Source organism: Streptococcus sp. 53, from assembly GCF_013276565.1.
Taxonomy (GTDB): Bacteria; Bacillota; Bacilli; order Lactobacillales; family Streptococcaceae; genus Streptococcus.
Map to the genome: position 1 here is coordinate 1 of NZ_VMLG01000004.1, position 21,976 is coordinate 21,976.

A 21,976-nucleotide genomic window follows, 5' to 3' on the forward strand; every position below is an offset into this window, starting at 1 on the left:
AGATTACTAAGCTTCTCGGCATTTCTAAAATACCTGCAGAAGACGTCTGTCAGTCGTCTAAATTACTCCAACATAAGTTCTAAAAACTAATCTTTAACCCCATTCAAACGTCTCACACTAACTTCCACCATAGCGGAACTTAATCTGAAACGCTTTCAGATGAGGGGATTTTGTGCGCTCTTTTTTTCGATTCATTTTGGCTACAAAAGCGATGAAATCAAGCATGAGTAAAACCAGTGGAACTTACCCTGACACGGATTTCCACTGGTTTTTACAATTTTTATCAGACTAACTTCCACTTGGATTAGCGGTGGAAGTTAGTTTGGGAATTTACCAATGAAAATCAAAGAACAAACTAGGAAGCTAGCAGCAGGCTGCTCAAAGTACAGCTTTGAGGTTGTGGATAGAACTGACGAAGTCAGTAACCATACCTGCGGTAAGGCGACGCTGACGTGGTTTGAAGAGATTTTCGAAGAGTATTAATCGACGTAATCTCCGCCTTCAAAGCCGTAGTATTCTTCCAAACTGAGACCACTCTCAGCAATTTCTTTAGCTTCTTTTCCGACATAACGAAGGTGCCATTCCTCAGCCATATAGCCTGTTTCTTTTTCCTTACCTTTGAGATAACGGACAACAAAGCCATAATCAGCCGCATGGTCCAAGAGCCATTGAGCCGCTTTTTCTTCTGTTACTAAATCACCATCAGTCCCAATAACATCAAAGGCCAAGCCAGTTTGGTGTTCGCTATAGCCAGGACGGGCAGAGTAACGGTCAGCTGCTGCTTTCCCATCTTGATTAACATAATCTTGGTAGAGCTTGGTCTGAGTTTCATAACTTCTAAAGCCACTGTAATGGTCACTGATTGGGAAGCCTGCCTCTTGCATCGCTTTGATGAGTTTGACCAACTCAGCCTTGGCTGTTGGATTTTCCCCTGGGTTATAGTCTTTAGACAATGGATAGTGTTTATTGGCTACGATGATTTCATCGTATTTCCCTTGAATGCTGTAATAGTCTCCTTTATTGACCACTTCTGCTTTTTTCTGGGCAGCTCCTTGAGACTTACTGCCGACTGTCCCATCAGCTTTGGCTGTCTGTTCTGTCTTAGCTGCTCCATCTTCAGTTTTTGCTTTTTCTTGTGAACAAGCTGCTAGACTCGAGGCTAGCAAGGCTGTCAAGACAAGGTATCTTTTTTTCATTTCTACTCCTTTATTTCTAATAGGTTATCTAGTTCTGACGATAAACATTCGACTAATTTTTTAATCTCATCCGGTTTTGCTTGGCAGGTTTCTGCTGTCATTTCTTCAAAGGGAACCCACCATACTGGACCACGTCCATTGAGACCATAACCATTCATATCACCTCTTCGTCTAGGAAACAGATGCCAATGGAGATGAGCATCGCCATTTCCTAGTAGTTCGATATTCATTTTCTCAGCAGCAAAGGCCTTGGCAACTGCCTCTTGGACTAAACTCATTTCTTCTAGAAAACGGAGTCTTGTCTCCTTTTTCAAATGGTGCAATTCGGTAACGTGTTCCTTAGCTAGAAAAAGACTATATCCTGCAAAATACTGGTGGTCTCCAATCACAAGATAGCCTGTTTCCAACTCTTTGACAAAGTAAGGATTTTCTTCCTTCTTGATGAGGTCAATTCTCTGGCAAATCAGGCACATATTAGTCTACCAACCCACTCTTAAGATAAGCATCAACCATACGCTCTGTTGCGACCACCGAGTCAATATGAGTACGCTCATAAGAATGACTAGACTCGATACCAGCACCGAGAAGGGCGTGTTTGACTTCTGCCCCTGCAGACATGGCCGCTGAAGCGTCCGAACCATAAAATGGATAGATATCCAGCTTAAATGGAATATCTTGCTCTTTCGCCAAGGCAACCAAGTGTTGACGGAAGTCATAGTGATAAGGCCCTGAAGCATCCTTGACACAAATAGACACTGTATATTCGTCTGTTTGCTGGTCATCACCCATAGCTCCCATATCCACAGCCAGATATTCGACTACCTGAGCAGGAATATTAGAGTTAGCCCCATGTCCCACTTCTTCAAAGACTGAAAAAGCAAAATGGGTTGTTACAGGCAACTCAATCTTCTCTTCCATATAAATACGAAGCAGGTTAAGCAAAATCGCTGCGCTGACCTTGTCATCCAAATGACGAGACTTGATAAAACCTGTCTCTGTCACGACGGTTCGTGGATCAAAGCTAATAAAATCACCGACCTCAATCCCCAAGGCACGAGTTTCTTTTTCATTAGTTACTTTGGCGTCCAAACGCACTTCCATATTATCTTGCGTGCGTTCTGCAGTTCCTGCATCCTTGTAGACATGGCAAGAAGTTTGGTGGATGAGGATGGTTCCTGATACTTTTTCACCTGTGCTAGCCACATGAACGGTACAGTTTTCACCTTCAATCATGTTCCAAGGAAAGCCACCGATACGGTCCATTTTGAGACGGCCGTCTGGTTTGACAGCACGGACAATGGCACCCAGCGTATCCACATGGGCAGTCACATAGCGATGCTCTTCATCATTTTGACCTTTAATGGTCACATTGACACCGCCCTTGGCTGTGCGAACCGGCTGGTAACCAAAACCTTCTAAAGTCTTGACTAAATAGTTCGAAATCTCACGAGTGAAGCCTGTTGGCGATGCAATAGCTGTTAGTTCTTTGATATATTCTACTGTTTGATTCATTTATTTACCTCTTTTGCTACCTATTATAACACATTTATCATCGGATAAAAAAAGAAAATCACTCCTGTAGACTTGGCTACAAAAGTGATTTTAGTGATTATTCCATTTCAAAAACATCGCTTTCTTGCTTGTTTGGTAGAACCAATGAGAGCAAGATTCCGACAATGGCTGGTACCAACCATGGGAGAGATGCCTTGGCAAAAGGAAGAGCGTTGACAAGGTTTGCAAGAAACTCAACCTTAAACGAGCTTCCTAGTACGCTTGCAATAGCAATAGCTGTAACAACAGCAATTGTCAACTGCATACCTGGTTTTGAAAGAGCGACAAATTTGTTGACAATGACAATCATGACAATGGCAATCGTGATTGGATACAAGATAACCAATACTGGAATTGAATACTTGATAATCGCATCAAGACCCAAATTAGCAATGGCAAATCCAATCAAGGTAAAGGCTGTCGCATAAACCTTGTAGCTGATTTGTGGGAAACGCTCATTAAAGAACTCAGCTGTCGACACAATCAAACCAACTGTTGTTGTGAAGCAGGTTACGGTAACCATAGCTGCAAGGAAGAGTTGAGCTGTTGAACCAAATATTTCTTGAGTAGCTTGTGACAAGATATAAACACCCGGTGTTCCACCCTTCATCGCTTCAGCAGGTACTGGGAAATGATTTCCAAGGAAACCTAAACCGATGTAAAGGGCACTAAAGGCCAGAGCAACAACGATTCCAACAACCCAAATAGTCGAAATGTATTCTTTCTTACTTGAAAATCCAAGTTGTTTCAAGGTTTGAACTGCGATTACGCTAAAGGCAACTGAAGCAAGGGCGTCCAAGGTATTATATCCTTCTAGGAAACCTGTACCAAAGGCAGAAGCTTGATAAGCAGCTGAAGCAGCTTGAGGACTTGTTCCACCGTATTTGAAAGCTCCCAGAACAACCAAGATAACAATCAAAATCGCAAAGACTGGTGTTAAAATACGGCCGATACGGTCTAAGATTTTTGATGGATTAAGCGAAATCAAATAGGCTGCTGCAAAATACAGAACTGTAAAGACAATCAAACCAAGACCTTTATTTGCATCTGACAAAAGGGGGCTAATCCCTACTTCGTAAGCTGTTGTAGCAGTACGTGGGATAGCAAAGAATGGACCGATTGACAAGTAAAGAACTGAGAGGTAAAGGGTCGCAAACCAAGGCGCTATCTTTGTTGAAATCTCGTAGATATATCCTTTAGGATTTAGCGTTCCAATAATCAGAGTCAAGACGGCGATACCGACACCTGAAAAGACAAAACCTGCGATGGCAGGAAGAAAATGTTCTCCAGATAGAGCACCTAGAGAAGGCGGAAAAATCAAGTTCCCCGCACCAAAAAATATTCCAAACAGGAGTAAACCTGTTAGGGCACCTTTTTTAGCCATGAAAATCTCCTTCATATTTATAAAATACTGACCTAGTATATCATGAATAGGAGTATGAAAAAAGCTTCACGAAGTAAATATTGAATGTTTTCAAGATTCTTAAAAATGAGAATTGTCTAAAAATAAAATCCCCTACCCAGTCCACACCAAGTAGGAGAAAATTCTAATGTTTATACTCTTCGAAAATCTCTTCAAACCACGTCAGCTTCACCTTGCCGTACTCAAGTACAGCCTGCGGCTAGCTTCCTAGTTTGCTCTTTGATTTTCATTGAGTATTAAAGTTCTTCAAAGGCCATCATGCCACCTTGAACATTGATAACTTCATAACCTTGTTCTGATAGGAATTGGCAAGCACGCGCCGATCTCATTCCAGATTTACAAATAACATAATGTAACTGATCCTTGTTCAATTGATCATAAGTATCAGCTAATTGACTCAGAGGAAGATTCTGAGCACCTTCTAAATGAAGAGCTTCAAACTCATCCACTTCTCTCACGTCCACTAGAGAAAGTTGGTCGTTTTTGTAAAGCTGGTAAAATGCGTCAAAGGTTATTTCTTTCATTCTTTTTCTCCTAATACTCTTCGAAAATCTCTTCAAACCACGTCAGCGTCGCCTTACCGTGCGTATGGTTACTGACTTCGTNNCAAAACTGTGTTTTGAGCAGCCTGTGTCTAGTTTCCTAGTTTGCTCTTTGATTTTCATTGACTATAAAATAGTTTTAATTCTTTTTTTCAAATCCGGCACCACTTCTGACTCAAACCAAGGATTTTTGGCCATCCAGATTTGATTTCGCGGCGAGGGGTGAACTAGTGGAAAATAGGTTGGCAAGTAGTTCTGGTAATGTTTTACCCGTTCTGTCACCTTGCCACTGATTTTCTCCTTTAAATAGTAGGCCTGGGCATATTGTCCAATCAAGAGGGTCAATTGAATATCTGGTAATTCTTGCAAGAGCTGCGGATGCCATTTTTCAGCAAAGCCTGTTCTCGGTGGCAAGTCACCTGACTTACCATGCCCTGGAAAGTAGAAATCCATGGGCAGAACAGCAAAATAACCTGAATTGTAAAAGGTATCTTCATCCACACCTAGCCAGTCCCGCAAACGATCACCACTTTTGTCCTTCCAGTAAAGTCCTGCCTCCTGCGTTTTAAGCCCCGGTGCTTGACCGATGATATTGATGCGAGCAGTCTTTGGCGCTGCAAAGAGAGGTTCGATTCCGCGTTCTGTATAGCTGGCATTTTGTGGATCTGACATAATAGCCTGCTTGATTCTTTCAATTTGAGACATCTACTTTCCCTCCAAAAAGAAGTCTAAGCATACAATCTCAGACTTCTATCGTTTTATTTGATCAATTCATAAATAGCTTCGGCATAGATTGCTGCTGCTCGGAAAAGATCGTCCAAGGCGATAAATTCATTGGCTTGGTGCATGGTGTCAATTGAGTCTGGGAACATGGCTCCGTAGGCAACCCCACGTTCGAGCAAGCGACCAAAAGTACCACCACCGATAACTTGCTCATGACCTTTAAGTCCAGTTTGTTTTTCATAAACATTCAACAAAGTTTGGACAAGTGGATCTTCCATTGGCACATAGTGAGGCGTGTGACCGTGTTCAGAAAGGCTAACAGAAGCAACTGGCAAGTTTTCAAGAATTGACTTGATTTGCTCAGGACTTGTTCCTTTTGGATAGCGGATGTTGAGGGCAATGGTATTATCAGCGCTTGTTTCATCAAAGCGGAAGACACCGGCATTCATAGAAAGAGCACCCATCTTTTCATCCACATGAGTAATCTTGAGATTTTCACCCTCATGATCGTTCAAAAGAATTTTACCAGCGATGTCAAGGTAGTCTTTGGCTGGACCAGCAAAGTCAAACTGGCTAAGGAAGAGGGCTAGGTAAGTCGCACCATTGACACCTGAAGCAGGCATAGCACCGTGGGCTGATTTACCAATGATGGTCACCTTGTATTGGCCAGCTTCTTCTTGGAGTTCTCCTCTAAGTTTATGTTCTGCAACAAAGGCATCTAGTTTAGCTTGCAAGTCAGCCAAATCACCTGAAACGACTGCTGTTGCTGATTCTGGCACCATGTTTTCACGTAAACCACCTGTAAAGCTGTGAAGACGGGCTGCACCTGTATTTTCTCCTGCAAAGTGGAGGTATTCCGTGATATTTCCTTTTTCACCATTGATGATAGGGAACTCAGCATCAGGAGAGAAACCGAAGTCTGGTTTTGCAAGTCCTACGTGCTCGAAATAGTAGTCCATGTCTGCCCAGCCTGATTCTTCGTCTGTTCCGACGATGAAGCGGACTTTCTTAGAAGTTGGAAGTCCCAATTCTTTGATGATTTTCAAACCATAGTAGCAAGCTGTTGTAGGACCCTTGTCGTCAGAAGCTCCACGCGCATAAAGGCGACCGTCTTTGATAGTCGGTGTGTAAGGATCTGTGTCCCAACCGCTACCAGCTGGCACCACGTCCATGTGGGCAAAGATTCCGAGAACTTCTTCTCCATCACCAAATTCAAAATGTCCTGCGTAGTTGTCAACATTTTTAGTTGGGTAGCCATCGCGGTCTGCGATTTCAAGGAATTTTTCCAAAGCTTTTACCGGCCCAGGTCCAAATGGATGCTCAGCATCAACCTTGCTATCATCACGTTCTGAGTTGATTTCCAAAAGGCTAAACAAGTCAGCCAAGAGGTCTTCTTTGCGTTTTTCTACTTCTGCTGTAAAATCAATTACTGTCATTTTTTTCTTCTTTCTATCTTTTCTCGATGATTTCATCTACTGGCAAGCGGTAGCTTGGTTCTAATTTTTCGTCTGTGTATCCCACTGTGATCAAGAGTTCTGGGCGGAAACGGTCTTCGATTTCCAAAACCTCATTGACTTTTGATTTGTCAAATCCAAGGATCAAATTTGATCCGATTCCCTGATCTGTAAGAGCCAGAACCAAATTCATAGCAACCAAACCTGCATTGAGGGCTAGGTAGTCGCTGACCTGTTGTTCATTGTAACGGGCAAATTCAGCAGGCAAATTCTTCATAAAATATTGAAGTTGTTCTTCTGAGAAATTGTTAGCACCACCAACTCGGGCAATCTTACGAGCACGTTTAGCCAAATCTGTGTCTGTAAACAGGGCAATAGTTACAGGCGCTGATGATACCTGTTCAAAGTTCGAACCGTAAGCCAATTTTGCCAGTTCGGCATTTTTCTCACGTACTACCACAAATTTCCATGGCTGGCTGTTGTGGGCACTGGGTGCCAAGGTTGCAATTTCGATAGCCGTACGCACATCTTTTGGATCCACCGGCTTATCAGTGAAATGCTTAGTCGCATGACGTTTTTTATTTAATTCAAGAAATTTCATAATCGATTTCCTTTTCTAATTCTATTGCTTCCATTCTACCATAATTTGAAAGAGCTTGCAGGGATTTTTCATAGAAAGAAATTGGAACAAGGATAAGCAACCGAATGAAGCACATCATTCAAATCAGGGATCCATTCATCCAGTTCCAACTATTTTTCAGTGACTTAACGAAACTAGTCTACCTTATATTCTGACTTTATAACCTCCAAGAAATCCTTCACATCTTCTACATACCCATGCTTTTCTATTAAGCTTGCTAATAGTTCCAGATTGTGCCCCTGATAGTTGTCTTCTCTTCGTAGTTCTTCATACATTTCGATAAAGGGAAGTCCCTTGGACTTGGCTAGTTCTAACTCCGCTTCATAATCATAAGCGACTTTGCGAAATAGGATATTTACCAATTCCCCATCTTCAACTTCTATCACGGCATACTGGGCACGGTGATTTTTTAACGCCTCCCAATTAAAATAGGGCATGCCAATCGACCCTGGATTGATGATTTGTTGCCCTTGACTGCCATAACGAAGCAACTGCTTGTGAACATGACCATAGACTGCCACGTCGGTTTCCGCATCTAGCAGTTGGTCAAATTTTTCTGTATCATTCCCAACCAGTAGGTCCCCACCATAGTTTTTGTCAGGTAAATTATGAGAGATAGAAAAGCGTAGTCCCTCAACTTCTTTCTTTTCCAGCAAAGGCAAGCTTCGTAGCCAGACAATCGTTGCAGGATCCATTCGCTCCATCAAAAACTGGGTCATGCGCATTGACTGGATTTCTTTCGGATGTTCCAAACCATATTCGCCATCCAAGGCCTCAAGGACACGATCATCCCAATTGCCTCGAACACTGGCTGTGATAGGAAGGTCCTTTAGCAGGGCGACCAAGTCATTCGCACCGGGACCAGGAAGAAAAATATCTCCCAGAAGCCAGTATTCACTGACTCCTTGATTTTTAGCATCTGCAATCACTGCTTCTAAGGCAGTTGTATTGCCATGAATATCTGATAAAATTGCGATTTTATGATTCATTGTGTTCTCCTTCTGTTTGGTAATCTACTCTTTCTTCCGCAACTTGAAGCAAGGCTTCTGCCTCCTGCGGGTTCAACTTCCTCTGCACAGCCTCTGCAACCGCTCTAGGTACTCCAACTTCGACAATCTCATCCACACTGGCTTCCTTGATTTTGGTCAAAGACTTGAAATGCTTCATGAGATTCTGCTTGCGTTTAGGTCCCAACCCTTCAATACCATCCAATTGTGATGAAAAGGAATTTTTGGAGCGCAGTTGACGGTGGAAGGTAATGGCAAAGCGGTGCACCTCATCTTGGATACGTTGGAGGAGGAAAAATTCCTGAGAATTGCGAGATAACTCCACCACCTCAAGCGGATCTCCAAAGAGCAATTCATGGGTTTGATGCTTGTCATTTTTTTGCAAACCCGCAATTGGGATATCCAAACCTAGCTCTTCTTGGATAACCTGCTTAGCGATATTGACTTGACCTTGCCCCCCATCAATCACAATCAAATCTGGAGGAGTCAAACCGTCACGCTGTACTCGACCATAGCGCCTGCGAATGACTTCTCTCATACTCGCATAGTCGTCTGGCCCGACTACGGTCTTGATTTTATACTTACGGTAATCTTTCTTACTAGGTTTTCCGTTGATAAAGACCACCATGGCTGAAACAGGACTGGTCCCCATGATATTAGAGTTATCGAAGGATTCGATGCGGACTGGGGTCGGTATTTGGAGCAAACGACCTAGATTTTCAATAGCTCCTTGTGTCTTCTCGACTGATTTCTCTAGCAGGTTAAATTTCTGCTCTAGGCTGACTCGGGCATTTTTTATGGCTAGATTGACCAGCTGCTTTTTCTCTCCACGCTGGGGCTTGAGAATCTTGGTATCCACCAAAGCCTTAACGGCTTCTTCGTCAATATCCTGCGGAATCAATACCTCATTGGGTACTAGGTGGGATTTTTCTTGATAGAATTGTCCCACATAGGTTAGAAAATCCTCATCCGGATCATTGTAATAGGGGAAAAGATTGACATCGCGCTCAATAAGCTTGCCCTGACGAACAAAGAAAACCTGCACACACATCCAGCCCTTGTCCACATGGTAGCCAAAGACATCCCGATTTTGGAGATCCTTGGCCATGACCCGTTGCTTGGTTCGAAGTGTTCCAATAGCCTGAATCAGGTCACGGTATTCCGCCGCACGTTCAAACTCCATAGTCTGAGCTGCCGCCACCATCTTGCCCTTTAGGTCATCAATGATTTTGTCATCTTGGCCTTTCAGAAAATCAGAAACCGCCTGAGCCATAGACTTGAAATAGTCCTCATCCTTCTTACAGATGGTGTGGGCCATACATTGACCGATATGGTAGTAAAAACAGACCTTAGAGGGTGGATTGGTACACTTGCGAAAAGGGAAAATCCGATCCAGTAGTCGCTTGATTTCATTGGCTGCCCCCACATCTGGATAAGGTCCAAAGTAGAGACCGCCGTCCTTTTTGACCTGACGGGTGATAATCAAACGAGGATAGCGTTCATTGGTGATTTTGATGAAAGGATAGGACTTATCGTCCTTGAGCATGATATTGTATTTAGGCTTATTTTCCTTGATCAGGTTGATTTCTAGGAGAAGTGCCTCAATATTGGACTCCGTAACGATAAATTCAAAATCTACAATTTCAGACACCAAGGCCTCTGTTTTGGTATCATGACTTCCACGGAAATAAGACCTCACGCGGTTACGCAGATTTTTAGCCTTTCCTACATAGATAATGGTACCGTTTTTATCCTTGTGAATATAGCAACCAGGGCTAGTCGGCAATAGCTCTAGTTTTGATTTAATCAAGTTATTCATAGTTCCATTATAGCAAAAAAGTAGGGAAAGATAGTCCCCTACTCATTGGTCTCATATAATTTTCGAAGTCTTTCAACATCTTCTTCCTGGATACCATAAAAGGAACCCGCAGGTTGCATGACAGACTTTTCATCTGTATGGTCCAAGCCAATCGCATGCCCCAACTCATGTTCTGCCGTATGGACAAGGCGCTCATAGGAATAGCCATAGTCTGGATTGGACAGATAATAGTGATTCAACCGCACCGTGACAGACAAGAATTGCCCCGTCAAGAGATTGGTCTGACTTTCCGCTTCTCCTGCCACAGGAGTACCTCCGTCATTCATCTCCGTAGCCATAATATCTGACTTGCTGGACTCGGTGACAACTTTAAAGTTAAAAGCACCAGTTTGATTCCAATTCTGAATTGCTTCTAAATATGCCTCTTGAAATCCTGAATCCATCTGCGGATCTAGGTAAATACGAGCAGAAGCCTGCGACCACCTTCCTTCAGAGTGTTGGTGGCTATCTGTCTGGTTCAACTTAGGCAGTTGCCCTGTTTTTTCCCATTGGTCTATACTTTGTTGACCAATCTTGACTGACCGTTCTGCTTGCTTTAGTGCTCCTTGAAAATCCCCGTTTAGATACCAGAGAAGTCCGAAAGCAAGAACGCATAAGAGCACAACTAACCAAACCAGGCGCCAAAACAAACGCCACAAAAAAGAAAAGAAAGCACCTATCAAACGAAAAAGCCAGCGCATATCCTTCCACCTTTCTAGTAAATAAAGTCTATTTTACTAAAAGAAGCTGAAAGAAAGCTAAATACTGACTTTTTCATCTTAACGTCCTACTATTTTTTTGAGTAACTGGATAGCTTTGTATTTTAAAGGCGATGGATGGTACCGGAAAGTACCTGCTTTGCGTACAATATAGCCATTAAAATTCTGTTTAAAACGCAAAACACCATCACTTCCATCAAAAATCCCTTGAATCCCTAGGAAGTTATATTTAGGTATTCCACGTTTTATGCTTTCCAACATAATATATTTTTGAAGCAGTGCAGGGGCATAGAACTTATTAAACTCAGTGTAGGAACCACTAAAGAGGTAAGTCGTTTCCTGAGGCATATAAACAAATAAACTCCCGGCTAAAACAATATCTTCTTCTCCATATTTTTCAATCAAGTCTCTCGCTTCTGCTTTTCGAACTTCAAACGTTTCAAATTGACTAGAATATTCTCTCAGTTGATTTTGTTTTTTCTCAGAATGAGGATTTTTACTCAAATCAAGTCGCAACTTGTCCAAGATTTCTTCTAGTTTACTTTGCTCACCTTGCAATTTGCTCATATAGTCCGAAAAATTTAAGCTTGCTATGAGAAACTCCGCTTGTTCTCCAAAAACATCATAAAAATGCTCATAATATTCTAAACTTTTATCACTATATTCTCTACGTTCAGAGGTTTCTTTTGTGATGTTCTTAAAAATCGATAGTTCTTCACGTTTTAACTTTTTCAACCGAATGCCAAAGGTTTCAGCCTTTTTCACCAAGGGTTTCCCTTTTTTGCTAAAACTTTTAAGCAAATTCTTTTCAGTTAATTCAGTCAAATCTTTATAGTATAACCAATCCGGCTCTCCACCTGGATAACCTGTCGTCAAGCCATCAAATTGATAACCTAAATCAGTTAAACCATGAATGATATTTTTTTTCTCAGCATCTATTGGATTACCTTGGCTATCAAAAGTTTGATAAGTTTCATAAGGTTTTACAAGCAACTCTAATACACCATTTTGCTTGGCATATTCTTTTAACTCCGCATAAAAAACTGGAAGAGCATCTTGTTGGGTATAAATCGGCCCCGAATTGATCTCCATATGCAGACCACCCAGCATGGGCAAGCTATAAACCAGAGCTGCAACTTGAATTTCTCCTTCTTGTTTCAAAGCAAGATAAACAATTCGAGCCCCTCTTTTTTCTAGCAAATCCCCCATCTGGACCGATTGCATAAAGGAACGAGAAGAAACCTGATCAGAATAAGTACGAAACTCTTCTTTGGTGAGTGTAGTTAGTGCCATATACTTACTTTCTATGTTTTTTTCTTAATGTTTTACGGAAATCAAGAGCAAGTCTTAACAGAGGATAGAGAGGATGGGTAGGCATTGTAAATTCACCCAAGTATTCTTCAATCGTTGGATTAAATTTTTCTTTAAAATGATAAAGGCCACCATTGAGAGAGTTTTCAACACCACCTAAATTTTGCCAGACCATACCTCGCTCAAAGGCATAGCGAGCCGTTTCATACCAAGTTAAAATTGGTGCATTATAACGTTTAAAATCATCATCCATACCAGCATATAGATTGACAGAGGTAGTACCAAATTCCAAACTTAAGGTAGCCGCTAAGGGAACTCTTGCTTGACCTGCATCCATATATTCCTGCAGGAAGGTCAATTCCTCTAACAAACGTTCTTTTTCCTTCTTCTGCGCTTCTACTTTTGAAGTTCGAGTCGACTCAGTAAAGGTCTCTTCCAAGGCTCTGTTTTTCGCTAACTGCTCTTCTAATTCTTGCAAACGTTTAGAGACATCCAAGGTTGCCAAGGTGATATAGGCCTTATCCTTAAAATTATCTAACAATTTTTTATAATAGGTTTCATTCCTCAAATGAATCTCTTTCCGCTTCTCGGTTTTTTTCATCAACTCCGAAAATGAATCTAATAGTTCCAGTCCACCATATTGAATCTCAAGACCTTTGTTTCGTGCTGTTCGAATAGCCTGTTTTGTTGACTTGGAAAGTTGATCTTCTTCAAAATTTTCCTTGTATATTTTCGCCTGAATACGAGGTTGAATGGTGTCTCCCATTTCCTCTGTTTTTCCTGACCACCTTACCCCCATCTGTTGCAAACTATCAATAATAGCCAGATTTTCAGGAAATTCTGTCTTTTCCTGATTGATTAAACTTTGAGATAGGCAAATACTTGGGTCAAAAGTCACAAAAACCGCTCTCTTACTGCGAGCATAAGACTTAATGGACTGAATGACAAAACTCAAGAGTTCCGTATCCCCATAATCCAATATGGGTCCTCTTGGGACGTAAAACATTTTATAGCCTAGCGGAAGAGTTCTAATTAAAATACTAGCTGTCGCCAGTAATTTTTCTTCCCTGTAGACACCAAACCTCTCATGTTGCCAATCAGACTTAACTTCTTCCCAAGCACTACTTTGTAATACATTAGCTAATTCATGTTCTTTGACAAACTGATCATATTCTAATGTGGGAATGCCAATTTGATAACGGTACATTTCCTACTCTCTTTCCTCCAGTATCTTATTACTATTCTACTACTTTCGTTTGAAAAGTCTAGTGAAAACATATTTTATTTTAGTTCTACTACCCCTATGCTGGAGTTCAAACTAACTCAATCTCTCTTCTAATTTGAAATCAATTGGTAGGGTTGCTAAAAAACGTTCCAATTGTTTTTCCCAGTAGTACCATTCGTGAGTTCCAGCACTATGGCTATAGGTCACATCAAATCCCAGTTTTTTGAGATTTTTCACTGCCAGATTATTGGCTTCGTACAAGAAATCCTGTTCACCACACCAAGCCCAAAGTTTGGTCTTTTTGTCCGATTTTTTAGCCAGACTTTCAAGTGAATAGGGACTAGTTGTCCAATCTTGAATCTCCCCAAACACACCTCTCCAATAAGCTGGCGTTCCCAAATTTTGGCTTTCAGGAGAAAAATCTTGAAAACTAAGGGCACCTGAAAAACTAGCTGCATGAGAAAAACGATTTGTAGTAAGAGCCAATTTGAAACAGCCGTAGCCTCCCATAGAGAGACCAGCGATAAAGGTCTTTTCACGCTTGCTGGTCATGTTAGGGAAGAAGCGTTTTAAAACCTGTGGTAATTCCTCTGCTAGAGCCGTGTAGTAGTCAAAACCATATTGGGTATCGGTATACCAACCGTTGCTGGTATTGGGCATAACAACGATGAGATTGGTTCCTCGAAGTAAGCGTTCTACATTGGTTCTCTTGAGCCAACTATTATGATTACCAGACATCCCGTGCAAAAGGTACAAGACGGGAATATCTTCACACTCTGGTTCTTCCACTCGATTGGCATCGGGGTAAAGAACATTCACTCCCCACTCCATATCCAAAACTTGTGAGTAATACTCAATTTTCATTACTGCCATGATTTGCTCCTTCTATTTTCCGATAAGAAAAAGCCAAAACTCGGCTTTCTCTCTGTTTATTTCAAAGATTATTTCGCTTCCATCACCACTGGTAAAATAGCTGGACGACGCTTGGTTTGGTCAAAGAGATACTTGGTCAGATTATCCCGAACCTTCCCTTTAAGATCTGCCCAGTCAAAGTCATCTCCTTGAAGATAGTCTTCTACCGTTTGGTTAATCAATTCTGAACTTTCACGGAGAATATCGCGACTCTTCTTGAGATAAACAAATCCACGCGTGTGAACACGAGCCTTAGCTACAATTTTCTTCTCACGTCGGTTAACTGTAATTGCGACGATGAAAATGCCATCCTCTGACAAGACCTTACGGTCACGAAGAACCACATTTCCAACATCACCTATGGCATTCCCGTCAATCAAGACATCCCCTGCCGAAACTGCTCCAGCTGGGACAAAGTCTCCATTCTCATAAGCCATGCTGGTTCCCTTTTTAGGGATGAAAATGCGTTCTGGCAACATACCTACTGCCATAGCAGCCTTAGCATGGGCATCCAACTCGCGGTATTCCCCTTGAATTGGGAAGAGATACTTAGGTTGCAAGAGATTGATCATCAACTGCAAATCACGCGCATTTCCGTGCCCTGATACATGTAAACTTTGGGTAATCAATTTGACAACCCCTCCTGCCTGATAAATCATATTTTCCACACGCGCAACGAAGGCTTCTTTAGCAATAGACGGAGCCGTAGCAATATAGACCAGGTCCCCATCCTTGATTTCTACATAACGATGGCGACCAATCGACATCTTACGAAGTCCATTGATAGGTTCACCCATACGACCTGTCTCAAGAATAATCAACTCATGGTCTTCAAAGCGAGACATATCTTTCGGCTTAATCAAGAGAATTTCGTTGGCTAAAGACAACTTCTTGAGACGAATCGCTGTGCGGACGATATTTTCAATATCAAATCCTGTCAAGACGATACGTCGACCTGTTTTATCCGCAGCGTCAAAAATCTGCTGGATACGAGAAAGGTTACTGGAAACAGCTGCAACGATGATACGACCTTCCCAGTCAGCAATGGTTTGGGTAATTTCATCTCTAACTTCACTTTCACTAGCCACCTGAATATTGCTGTCCGCATTGGCCGAATCACTGAGGAGAGCCAGGACGCCGTCACGACCGATTTCTGCCAAACGAGCGAAGTCTGTCGCATAGGATTCACTAGCTGTCTGGTCAAATTTGAAGTCACCTGTATAAACGATGCTCCCTTCAGCTGTCTTCAAGACAATTCCCAGGCTCTCTGGAACGGAGTAAGTCGTAGGGAAGAAGGAAACCACTGTCCCACCAAAATCAATCTCCGTATCTTCATCAATAACATGAAAATCATTAAATTTCTTGACTGCGTCATTTCCTTTGACAAAGAGTTTTGCCAACTCAATGGTCAACTCAGAGCCAAATACAGGTACCTTGGCTTCAGCCAAGAGATAAGGCAGAGCACCAATAGCATCTGCATGTCCGTGAGTTAAAAATACCCCAGCAATTCGATCTTTATTTTCAAAAAGGTAGTCCATCTTTGGAATCACCACATCGACCCCTAATTGTTCATTTTCGGGATATTTTAACCCTGCATTCAAAACAAAAATGGACTCTCCAATTTCAGCAATGTACATATTTTTCCCATTTTCACGTACACCACCAAGTGTTGTTAAACTAATATTACTCATTTTTCCTCCAAAATCTTAGTTTATCTTGATTATAGGGTTGCTTACCCTCTTATTCTAAAAGCACTATTACTGTTAGCCGAATCTTTTCCTACCATTATACCATTTTTTTGATGATTTTCAAAATGAAGATTTGTTTTCAAAAAAGAGCTGGTTTCCCAACTCTTTCCTATGATCTACTCTTTTTCCATTAAAAAGTCATAAATTTCTTGCACGGTACCCAGCGCCATCATTTCTTGGTCTTTGACGGTTTGTTTGAGATTTTGGTAAATCTGACTTTCTCCGATTTCTCTCTTTGGCGCTTCTTTATTGACTGTCATAACCCCATCTTTGATCGTCACAAAGCCTAGTTCTTTAAAGACTTGAATCATCTTAACCAGCAAGATTTGTTGGATATTGAGATAAGCAGCCAAATCCTTGAGCTTGTAGCGAATATCAAACTCTGGAAACTGGTAGATAGTCTTGTACAATTTGGCAAACTGCTCTCTAGTCCCATAGCCTGTCAGATAGTAGGCCTTGTCAATATCATTTTTGAAATAGACAGCGGAAAAATTCTGTTTCTGAAAAATGGTCTTCAGCTGAGTAATATCCTCAGGAACGGTTTTTACGACAACAGCTTCACTATTTACTAGACTCGGTAATTCTCCAGCAAAATCCAAGACTGGAACTCCTTCTGGCAAGACTGCATTCTTCCCACGGATGTTAAAAAGTTGAACACCCTCTACACGCGCATCCACCATCATCAATTGGAGGGCAGTTTGGCCATTCCATTGGTTGACAGACAATTTGACTGCCAACTCTAAATTCTTGGTTTGAGCAAATTCTGTTGCCCACCTGCCTTGTCCGAAGGCCACCACTTCAAAACTCGCCTCACCTTTGGAAATTTTCAACTTGAGATGAGCATTGCCTGCCCCCATAGTACGGGCACTTTCGACCTGAAAATCCTTTATATAAAAGACAGGTTTCTGATTGTCCATTCCAAAAGGAGCTAAACGTTCAAAACTTTTGACCGTTTCCAAGCTAAGTGCCTCCAAATCCAACTCTTCATCTAGGTTTAACTTATTCTTGCCACCAGCATCTGCACCTTTTTCACGAACATAATCTTCCAAAATCTGAGATAAATCTGAGAGTTGCTCAACTTCCAGCGTCATACCCGCCGCACCAGCATGGCCACCAAAGGCGATAAAGAGGTCTCGATGAGGATCCAGAGCTTCAAAAATGTCGACCGCTTCCACACTACGAGCACTGCCCTTGGCACGACCATCCTCTATATTGAGAACGATGACTGTCTGCCCTAGTTCTTCCAACAAACGACCAGCCACGATCCCTAGAACTCCAGGATTCCAACCTTCCTTGGCCAAGACTTGGACCTTCTTCTCAGGGTTCACCATGGTCTTAGCTTCTTCATAGATAGACTGGACGATTTCCTTGCGCTCTTCGTTTTTCTGATGAATCATGAGGGCAATCTCGTGAGCTTCCTCGTCGTCAAATCCAGTCAGCAAATCAATGGCTGGATTAGGATCATCCAAACGACCCAAGGCATTCAAACGAGGGGCAATCTGGAAACCAACCGTTTCTTCTGTCACTTCGTTGGCAGCAATCCCAGCCATGTCCAGCATTTCTTGTAGACCAATACGCTGAGTATGTCCCAACATTTCCAGACCGTATTGAACCAAGATACGGTTCTCATCTGTCAAACTAACCATATCTGCAACGGTACCAATAGCGACCAAATCAAGCAATTCCACTTGTACTTCTTCTAAAAGGGCACACGCCAGCTTGAAAGCCACTCCACAACCAGCCAAATATTTGAAAGGATAGTTCGCATCAGGGTGTTCAGGATGGACAATGGCATAGGCATCAGGCAGGGTTTCAGGCATAGAATGATGGTCGGTCACAATGACATCTATTCCCATAGACTGGGCCAATTCAATAGCCTCATGACCAGCAACTCCATTATCCACCGTCACAATCAAGGAAATTCCTTCTTGCTCGATAAAATATTTGTAAACACTGGCATTAGGTCCATAACCGTCGGTAAAACGATTAGGCAGGTAAACACGGCACTCAGCGCCAAGTTGTTCCAAACTTTCCTTAACAATCGAAGCTGAAGTCATGCCATCCGCATCGTAATCTCCATAGATGAGAATATTTTCCCCTTCTTCAATGGCATGACGAATCCGTTCCACTGCCTTGTCCATATCATGGAGCAGATAAGGGTCATGCAAGTCCTTCAAGGAAGGTTCTAAAAACTTTTTCAGACTTTCTTGGTTCTGAATTCCTCTTTCAAATAATAACCGAGCCACCTCAGGACCCAGTCCAGCCTTCTTGGCTATCTTTGTAAAATCTGCATCTTCAACCTGCGGGGCAAACTGCCATTCATAAGTAGGTGTTATCAAAAAGACATCCACTCTTTCTAAGAATTCTATTGCTTCATTATAACATGATTTAGGCTTTTTCTCTATTCAGATTGCTTTTTTATAAAATTTTAGTGAATTTTTAAGATATGATTTGACAAGGCAATTCTTTTGGTGTAGAATCGTGTTATAAAATCTAACACAAAGGAGATTCCTTATGGCTTTAGTAGAATTTGAACACGTCGAAAAATATTACGGAGACTACCACGCACTCCGCGACATCAATCTCCGTTTTGAAAAAGGACAAGTCGTTGTCCTTCTAGGTCCATCTGGTTCTGGAAAATCCACTCTTATCCGTACCATCAATGGTTTGGAGGCTGTCGACAAGGGAAGTCTTCTAGTCAATGGCCACCAAGTTGCTGGTGCCAGCCAGAAAGATTTGGTGCCTCTTCGCAAGGAAGTCGGCATGGTTTTCCAACATTTTAACCTCTACCCTCACAAAACAGTGTTAGAAAACGTAACACTCGCACCCATAAAAGTTCTAGGAATTGATAAAAAAGAAGCTGAAAAAACAGCCCAAAAATATCTGGAATTTGTAAATATGTGGGACAAGAAAGATTCTTATCCAGCCATGCTATCTGGTGGACAAAAACAACGAATCGCCATTGCTCGTGGACTCGCTATGCATCCTGAACTCCTTCTCTTTGATGAACCAACATCTGCCCTTGACCCTGAAACCATCGGAGACGTTCTGGCTGTTATGCAAAAATTGGCCCACGAGGGTATGAATATGATTGTCGTTACCCATGAAATGGGCTTCGCCCGTGAAGTTGCTGACCGCATCATCTTTATGGCTGACGGAGAAGTTTTGGTAGATACGACCGATGTCGATGACTTTTTCGACAATCCAAGCGAACCTCGTGCTCAACAATTCCTCAGCAAAATCATCAACCACGAAAGTGACAAAGTCAAATAAGGAGGCACCTATGAAAAAGAAATTCTTTTTATCAGCATTATTGATTAGCCTTTTCGGCCTTGCTGCTACAAAACCAGTTCAGGCTGATACCAGTGTCGCAGATATTCAAAAGAGGGGCGAGCTAGTTGTCGGTGTGAAACAAGATGTTCCCAATTTTGGCTACAAGGATCCCAAGACAGGGACCTATTCTGGTATCGAAACTGACCTGGCCAAGATGGTCGCTGATGAGCTCAAGGTAAAGGTTCGCTATGTGCCTGTTACTGCGCAAACTCGCGGACCACTTCTAGACAATGAACAGGTCGATATAGATATCGCAACCTTCACCATCACAGACGAACGCAAAAAACTCTACAACTTTACCAGCCCTTACTACACAGACGCATCTGGATTTTTGGTCAATAAGTCTGCCAAAATCAAAAAGATTGAGGACCTAAACGGCAAAACCATCGGAGTTGCCCAAGGTTCTATTACTCAACGACTGATTACTGAACTGGGTAAAAAGAAAGGTCTGACCTTTAAATTCGTCGAACTTGGTTCCTACCCAGAATTGATTACTTCCCTGCACGCTCATCGTATCGATGCCTTTTCCGTTGACCGCTCGATTCTATCTGGCTACATCAGCAAGCGCACAGTACTACTAGATGATAGTTTCAAGCCATCTGACTACGGTATCGTTACCAAGAAATCAAATACAGAGCTCAACAACTATCTCGATAACTTGGTTACTAAATGGAGCAAGGATGGTAGTTTGCAAAAACTTTATGATCGTTACAAACTTAAACCATCTAGCCATACTGCAGATTAAGGAGGGTACCCTATGACAGATTTATCATCTTGGACAGCCTATTTTCAGGATTTTGGACAATTTTTCAATGGTTTCCTCTTCACTCTTGCCCTAGCTATCGGATCCTTTATCCTCGCCATGGTTTTAGGCATCTTCTTCGGAGCCATGTCAACCAGCAAACGTCCGATTTTGCGCATTTTATCTCGCATCTTTGTGGAGTTTTATCAAAATACTCCCCTCTTGGTGCAGTTTGTTATCGTTTTTTATGGCCTACCTCTTATCAGTGACCACACCATCATGATTCCGATTTATTGGACAGCTGTTCTCTGCGTCGGACTTTATCACGGCGCCTATATCGCCGAGGTTATTCGCTCAGGAATTCAGTCTATTCCTAGCGGTCAGATGGAGGCTGCCTTGTCACAAGGTTTTACTTATATCAGTGCCATGCGCTTGATTATCTTGCCTCAGGCTTTCCGTATCATTCTCCCTCCTTTGACTAACCAAATCGTCAACCTCATCAAGAACACCTCGACAGTCGCTATCATTTCTGGAGTCGACTTGATGTTTGTGACCAAGTCTTGGTCGGCTCTTAACGGAAACTACATTCCAGCATTTTTAGGCGCTGCCCTTCTCTACTTTTCTCTTTGCTTCCCTGTTGCCCAGTTTGGTCGCAAGATGGAGCAAGCCAACAAAAAAGCCTATTCACTTTAGGAGGTTACTATGGAATCCATTTTAGAAGTTTTGACCCCAGATAACCTAGTCTTTATCTTTAAAGGATTTGGCTTGACCCTCTATATTTCTCTGATTGCCATCGTCCTCTCTACCCTTATCGGTACGGTGCTAGCTGTCATGAGAAATGGCAAAAATCCTATCTTGCGCATCATCTCCAGCATTTACATCGAGTTTGTGCGTAACGTTCCCAACCTTCTCTGGATTTTCACTATCTTTTTGGTTTTCAAGATGAAATCCACACCAGCAGGAATCACTGCCTTTACCCTCTTTACCTCAGCAGCCTTGGCTGAGATTATCCGAGGTGGTCTCAATGCCGTGGACAAGGGCCAGTACGAAGCAGGAATGTCACAAGGATTTACATCAGCCCAAATCCTCTACCACATCATTCTCCCACAAGCAATCCGTAAAATGTTGCCAGCCATCATTTCCCAGTTTGTAACCGTGATCAAGGATACCAGCCTTCTCTACTCTGTTATCGCCCTACAAGAACTCTTTGGAGCCAGCCAAATTCTCATGGGCCGTTATTTCGAACCAGAGCAGGTCTTCAGTCTTTATATCCTGATTGCCCTCATCTACTTCAGCTTTAACCTAGCCATTTCTAGCCTGTCTCATATGCTAGCCAAACGTTGGCAACAAGCTGCAGAATAATACTCTTCGAAAATCTCTTCAAACCACGTCAGCTTCACCTTGCCGTATATATGTTANNAAACGGTGTTTTGAGCAGCTTGCGGCTAGCTTCCTAGTTTGCTCTTTGATTTTCATTGAGTATAAACAGCCACTCTCCAGTTCAATTGGAGAGTTTTTTGATGAGAGTAGATATTTATAGACCTCAATTTGACACCATACTTTTTCTATGATAAAATGTAACAAATTTGTTT

The 21,976-nt window shown here is 42.2% G+C and carries 21 protein-coding genes; 5 read left to right on the forward strand and 16 right to left on the reverse strand.

Annotation, left to right across the window (positions count from 1 at the left end):
* The first annotated feature begins 336 nt into the window (after positions 1 to 336).
* A complete protein-coding gene (locus HT722_RS00660) occupies positions 337 to 483 on the forward strand; it encodes a hypothetical protein (RefSeq protein ID WP_173277001.1) in 147 nt (48 codons plus the stop codon).
* Here HT722_RS00660 and ldcB read toward each other — a convergent pair.
* The 16 genes from ldcB to recJ form a co-directional block, all read right to left on the reverse strand.
* Positions 480 to 1,196, reverse strand: a complete 717-nt coding sequence (gene ldcB / locus HT722_RS00665; protein ID WP_173277002.1) for an LD-carboxypeptidase LdcB/DacB — start codon at positions 1,194 to 1,196, stop codon at positions 480 to 482. The two genes, HT722_RS00660 and ldcB, sit on opposite strands and share 4 nt — an antisense overlap.
* A 2-nt stretch (positions 1,197 to 1,198) precedes the next feature.
* Entirely contained in the window at positions 1,199 to 1,669 is a 471-nt protein-coding gene (locus HT722_RS00670) for an HIT family protein (protein ID WP_000335586.1), read from the reverse strand.
* A gap of 1 nt (position 1,670) precedes the next feature.
* Positions 1,671 to 2,708: a M42 family metallopeptidase gene (locus HT722_RS00675; protein WP_173277003.1), complete on the reverse strand. Its 1,038-nt coding sequence runs from the start codon at positions 2,706 to 2,708 to the stop codon at positions 1,671 to 1,673.
* 97 nt (positions 2,709 to 2,805) lie between these two features.
* Positions 2,806 to 4,131 (reverse strand): branched-chain amino acid transport system II carrier protein, encoded by a 1,326-nt coding sequence (gene brnQ, locus HT722_RS00680; protein WP_001074581.1) that lies wholly within the window; start codon positions 4,129 to 4,131, stop codon positions 2,806 to 2,808.
* Positions 4,132 to 4,406: 275 nt separating this feature from the next.
* A complete protein-coding gene (locus HT722_RS00685; protein ID WP_173277004.1) occupies positions 4,407 to 4,694 on the reverse strand; it encodes a rhodanese-like domain-containing protein in 288 nt (95 codons plus the stop codon).
* Between the two features lie 144 nt (positions 4,695 to 4,838).
* Positions 4,839 to 5,417, reverse strand: a complete 579-nt coding sequence (locus tag HT722_RS00690; RefSeq protein ID WP_173277005.1) for a uracil-DNA glycosylase family protein — start codon at positions 5,415 to 5,417, stop codon at positions 4,839 to 4,841.
* Positions 5,418 to 5,470: 53 nt separating this feature from the next.
* Positions 5,471 to 6,871, reverse strand: a complete 1,401-nt coding sequence (gene pepV / locus HT722_RS00695; protein WP_173277006.1) for a dipeptidase PepV — start codon at positions 6,869 to 6,871, stop codon at positions 5,471 to 5,473.
* Between the two features lie 13 nt (positions 6,872 to 6,884).
* The gene (locus HT722_RS00700; protein WP_000670166.1) at positions 6,885 to 7,490 is read right to left on the reverse strand and encodes a nitroreductase family protein; all 606 of its coding nucleotides are present in this window, start codon (positions 7,488 to 7,490) and stop codon (positions 6,885 to 6,887) included.
* A gap of 173 nt (positions 7,491 to 7,663) precedes the next feature.
* Positions 7,664 to 8,518 (reverse strand): metallophosphoesterase family protein, encoded by an 855-nt coding sequence (locus tag HT722_RS00705; protein WP_173277007.1) that lies wholly within the window; start codon positions 8,516 to 8,518, stop codon positions 7,664 to 7,666.
* Positions 8,508 to 10,355, reverse strand: coding sequence for an excinuclease ABC subunit UvrC (uvrC, locus tag HT722_RS00710; protein ID WP_173277008.1), 1,848 nt, complete (start codon positions 10,353 to 10,355; stop codon positions 8,508 to 8,510). Before uvrC ends, HT722_RS00705 begins: the two co-directional genes overlap by 11 nt.
* A gap of 38 nt (positions 10,356 to 10,393) precedes the next feature.
* A complete protein-coding gene (locus HT722_RS00715; RefSeq protein ID WP_173277009.1) occupies positions 10,394 to 11,095 on the reverse strand; it encodes a M57 family metalloprotease in 702 nt (233 codons plus the stop codon).
* A gap of 78 nt (positions 11,096 to 11,173) precedes the next feature.
* Positions 11,174 to 12,406 carry a peptidoglycan bridge formation alanyltransferase MurN gene (gene murN / locus HT722_RS00720; RefSeq protein WP_173277010.1) on the reverse strand — a complete coding sequence of 411 codons (1,233 nt, stop codon included), beginning with the start codon at positions 12,404 to 12,406 and terminating at the stop codon, positions 11,174 to 11,176.
* A gap of 4 nt (positions 12,407 to 12,410) precedes the next feature.
* The gene (gene murM, locus HT722_RS00725) at positions 12,411 to 13,631 is read right to left on the reverse strand and encodes a peptidoglycan bridge formation alanyltransferase MurM (RefSeq protein WP_173277011.1); all 1,221 of its coding nucleotides are present in this window, start codon (positions 13,629 to 13,631) and stop codon (positions 12,411 to 12,413) included.
* A gap of 111 nt (positions 13,632 to 13,742) precedes the next feature.
* Positions 13,743 to 14,522, reverse strand: a complete 780-nt coding sequence (locus HT722_RS00730) for an alpha/beta hydrolase family protein (protein ID WP_173277012.1) — start codon at positions 14,520 to 14,522, stop codon at positions 13,743 to 13,745.
* Positions 14,523 to 14,590: 68 nt separating this feature from the next.
* Complete coding sequence (locus HT722_RS00735) at positions 14,591 to 16,252, reverse strand: ribonuclease J (protein ID WP_000065626.1); 1,662 nt, start codon at positions 16,250 to 16,252, stop codon at positions 14,591 to 14,593.
* A 173-nt stretch (positions 16,253 to 16,425) separates the two neighbouring features.
* The gene (recJ, locus tag HT722_RS00740; protein ID WP_173277013.1) at positions 16,426 to 18,648 is read right to left on the reverse strand and encodes a single-stranded-DNA-specific exonuclease RecJ; all 2,223 of its coding nucleotides are present in this window, start codon (positions 18,646 to 18,648) and stop codon (positions 16,426 to 16,428) included.
* A 175-nt stretch (positions 18,649 to 18,823) separates the two neighbouring features.
* On the opposite strand from recJ, the gene HT722_RS00745 reads away from it, so the two are divergent.
* The 4 genes from HT722_RS00745 to HT722_RS00760 are packed head-to-tail and all read left to right on the forward strand — an operon-like array spanning position 18,824 to position 21,746.
* Positions 18,824 to 19,582: an amino acid ABC transporter ATP-binding protein gene (locus HT722_RS00745; RefSeq protein WP_001229571.1), complete on the forward strand. Its 759-nt coding sequence runs from the start codon at positions 18,824 to 18,826 to the stop codon at positions 19,580 to 19,582.
* Positions 19,583 to 19,592: 10 nt separating this feature from the next.
* Positions 19,593 to 20,387 carry a transporter substrate-binding domain-containing protein gene (locus tag HT722_RS00750; protein WP_173277014.1) on the forward strand — a complete coding sequence of 265 codons (795 nt, stop codon included), beginning with the start codon at positions 19,593 to 19,595 and terminating at the stop codon, positions 20,385 to 20,387.
* A gap of 12 nt (positions 20,388 to 20,399) precedes the next feature.
* A complete protein-coding gene (locus tag HT722_RS00755) occupies positions 20,400 to 21,077 on the forward strand; it encodes an amino acid ABC transporter permease (protein ID WP_050079315.1) in 678 nt (225 codons plus the stop codon).
* A gap of 9 nt (positions 21,078 to 21,086) precedes the next feature.
* Entirely contained in the window at positions 21,087 to 21,746 is a 660-nt protein-coding gene (locus tag HT722_RS00760) for an amino acid ABC transporter permease (RefSeq protein WP_000443883.1), read from the forward strand.
* Positions 21,747 to 21,976 lie beyond the last annotated feature (230 nt).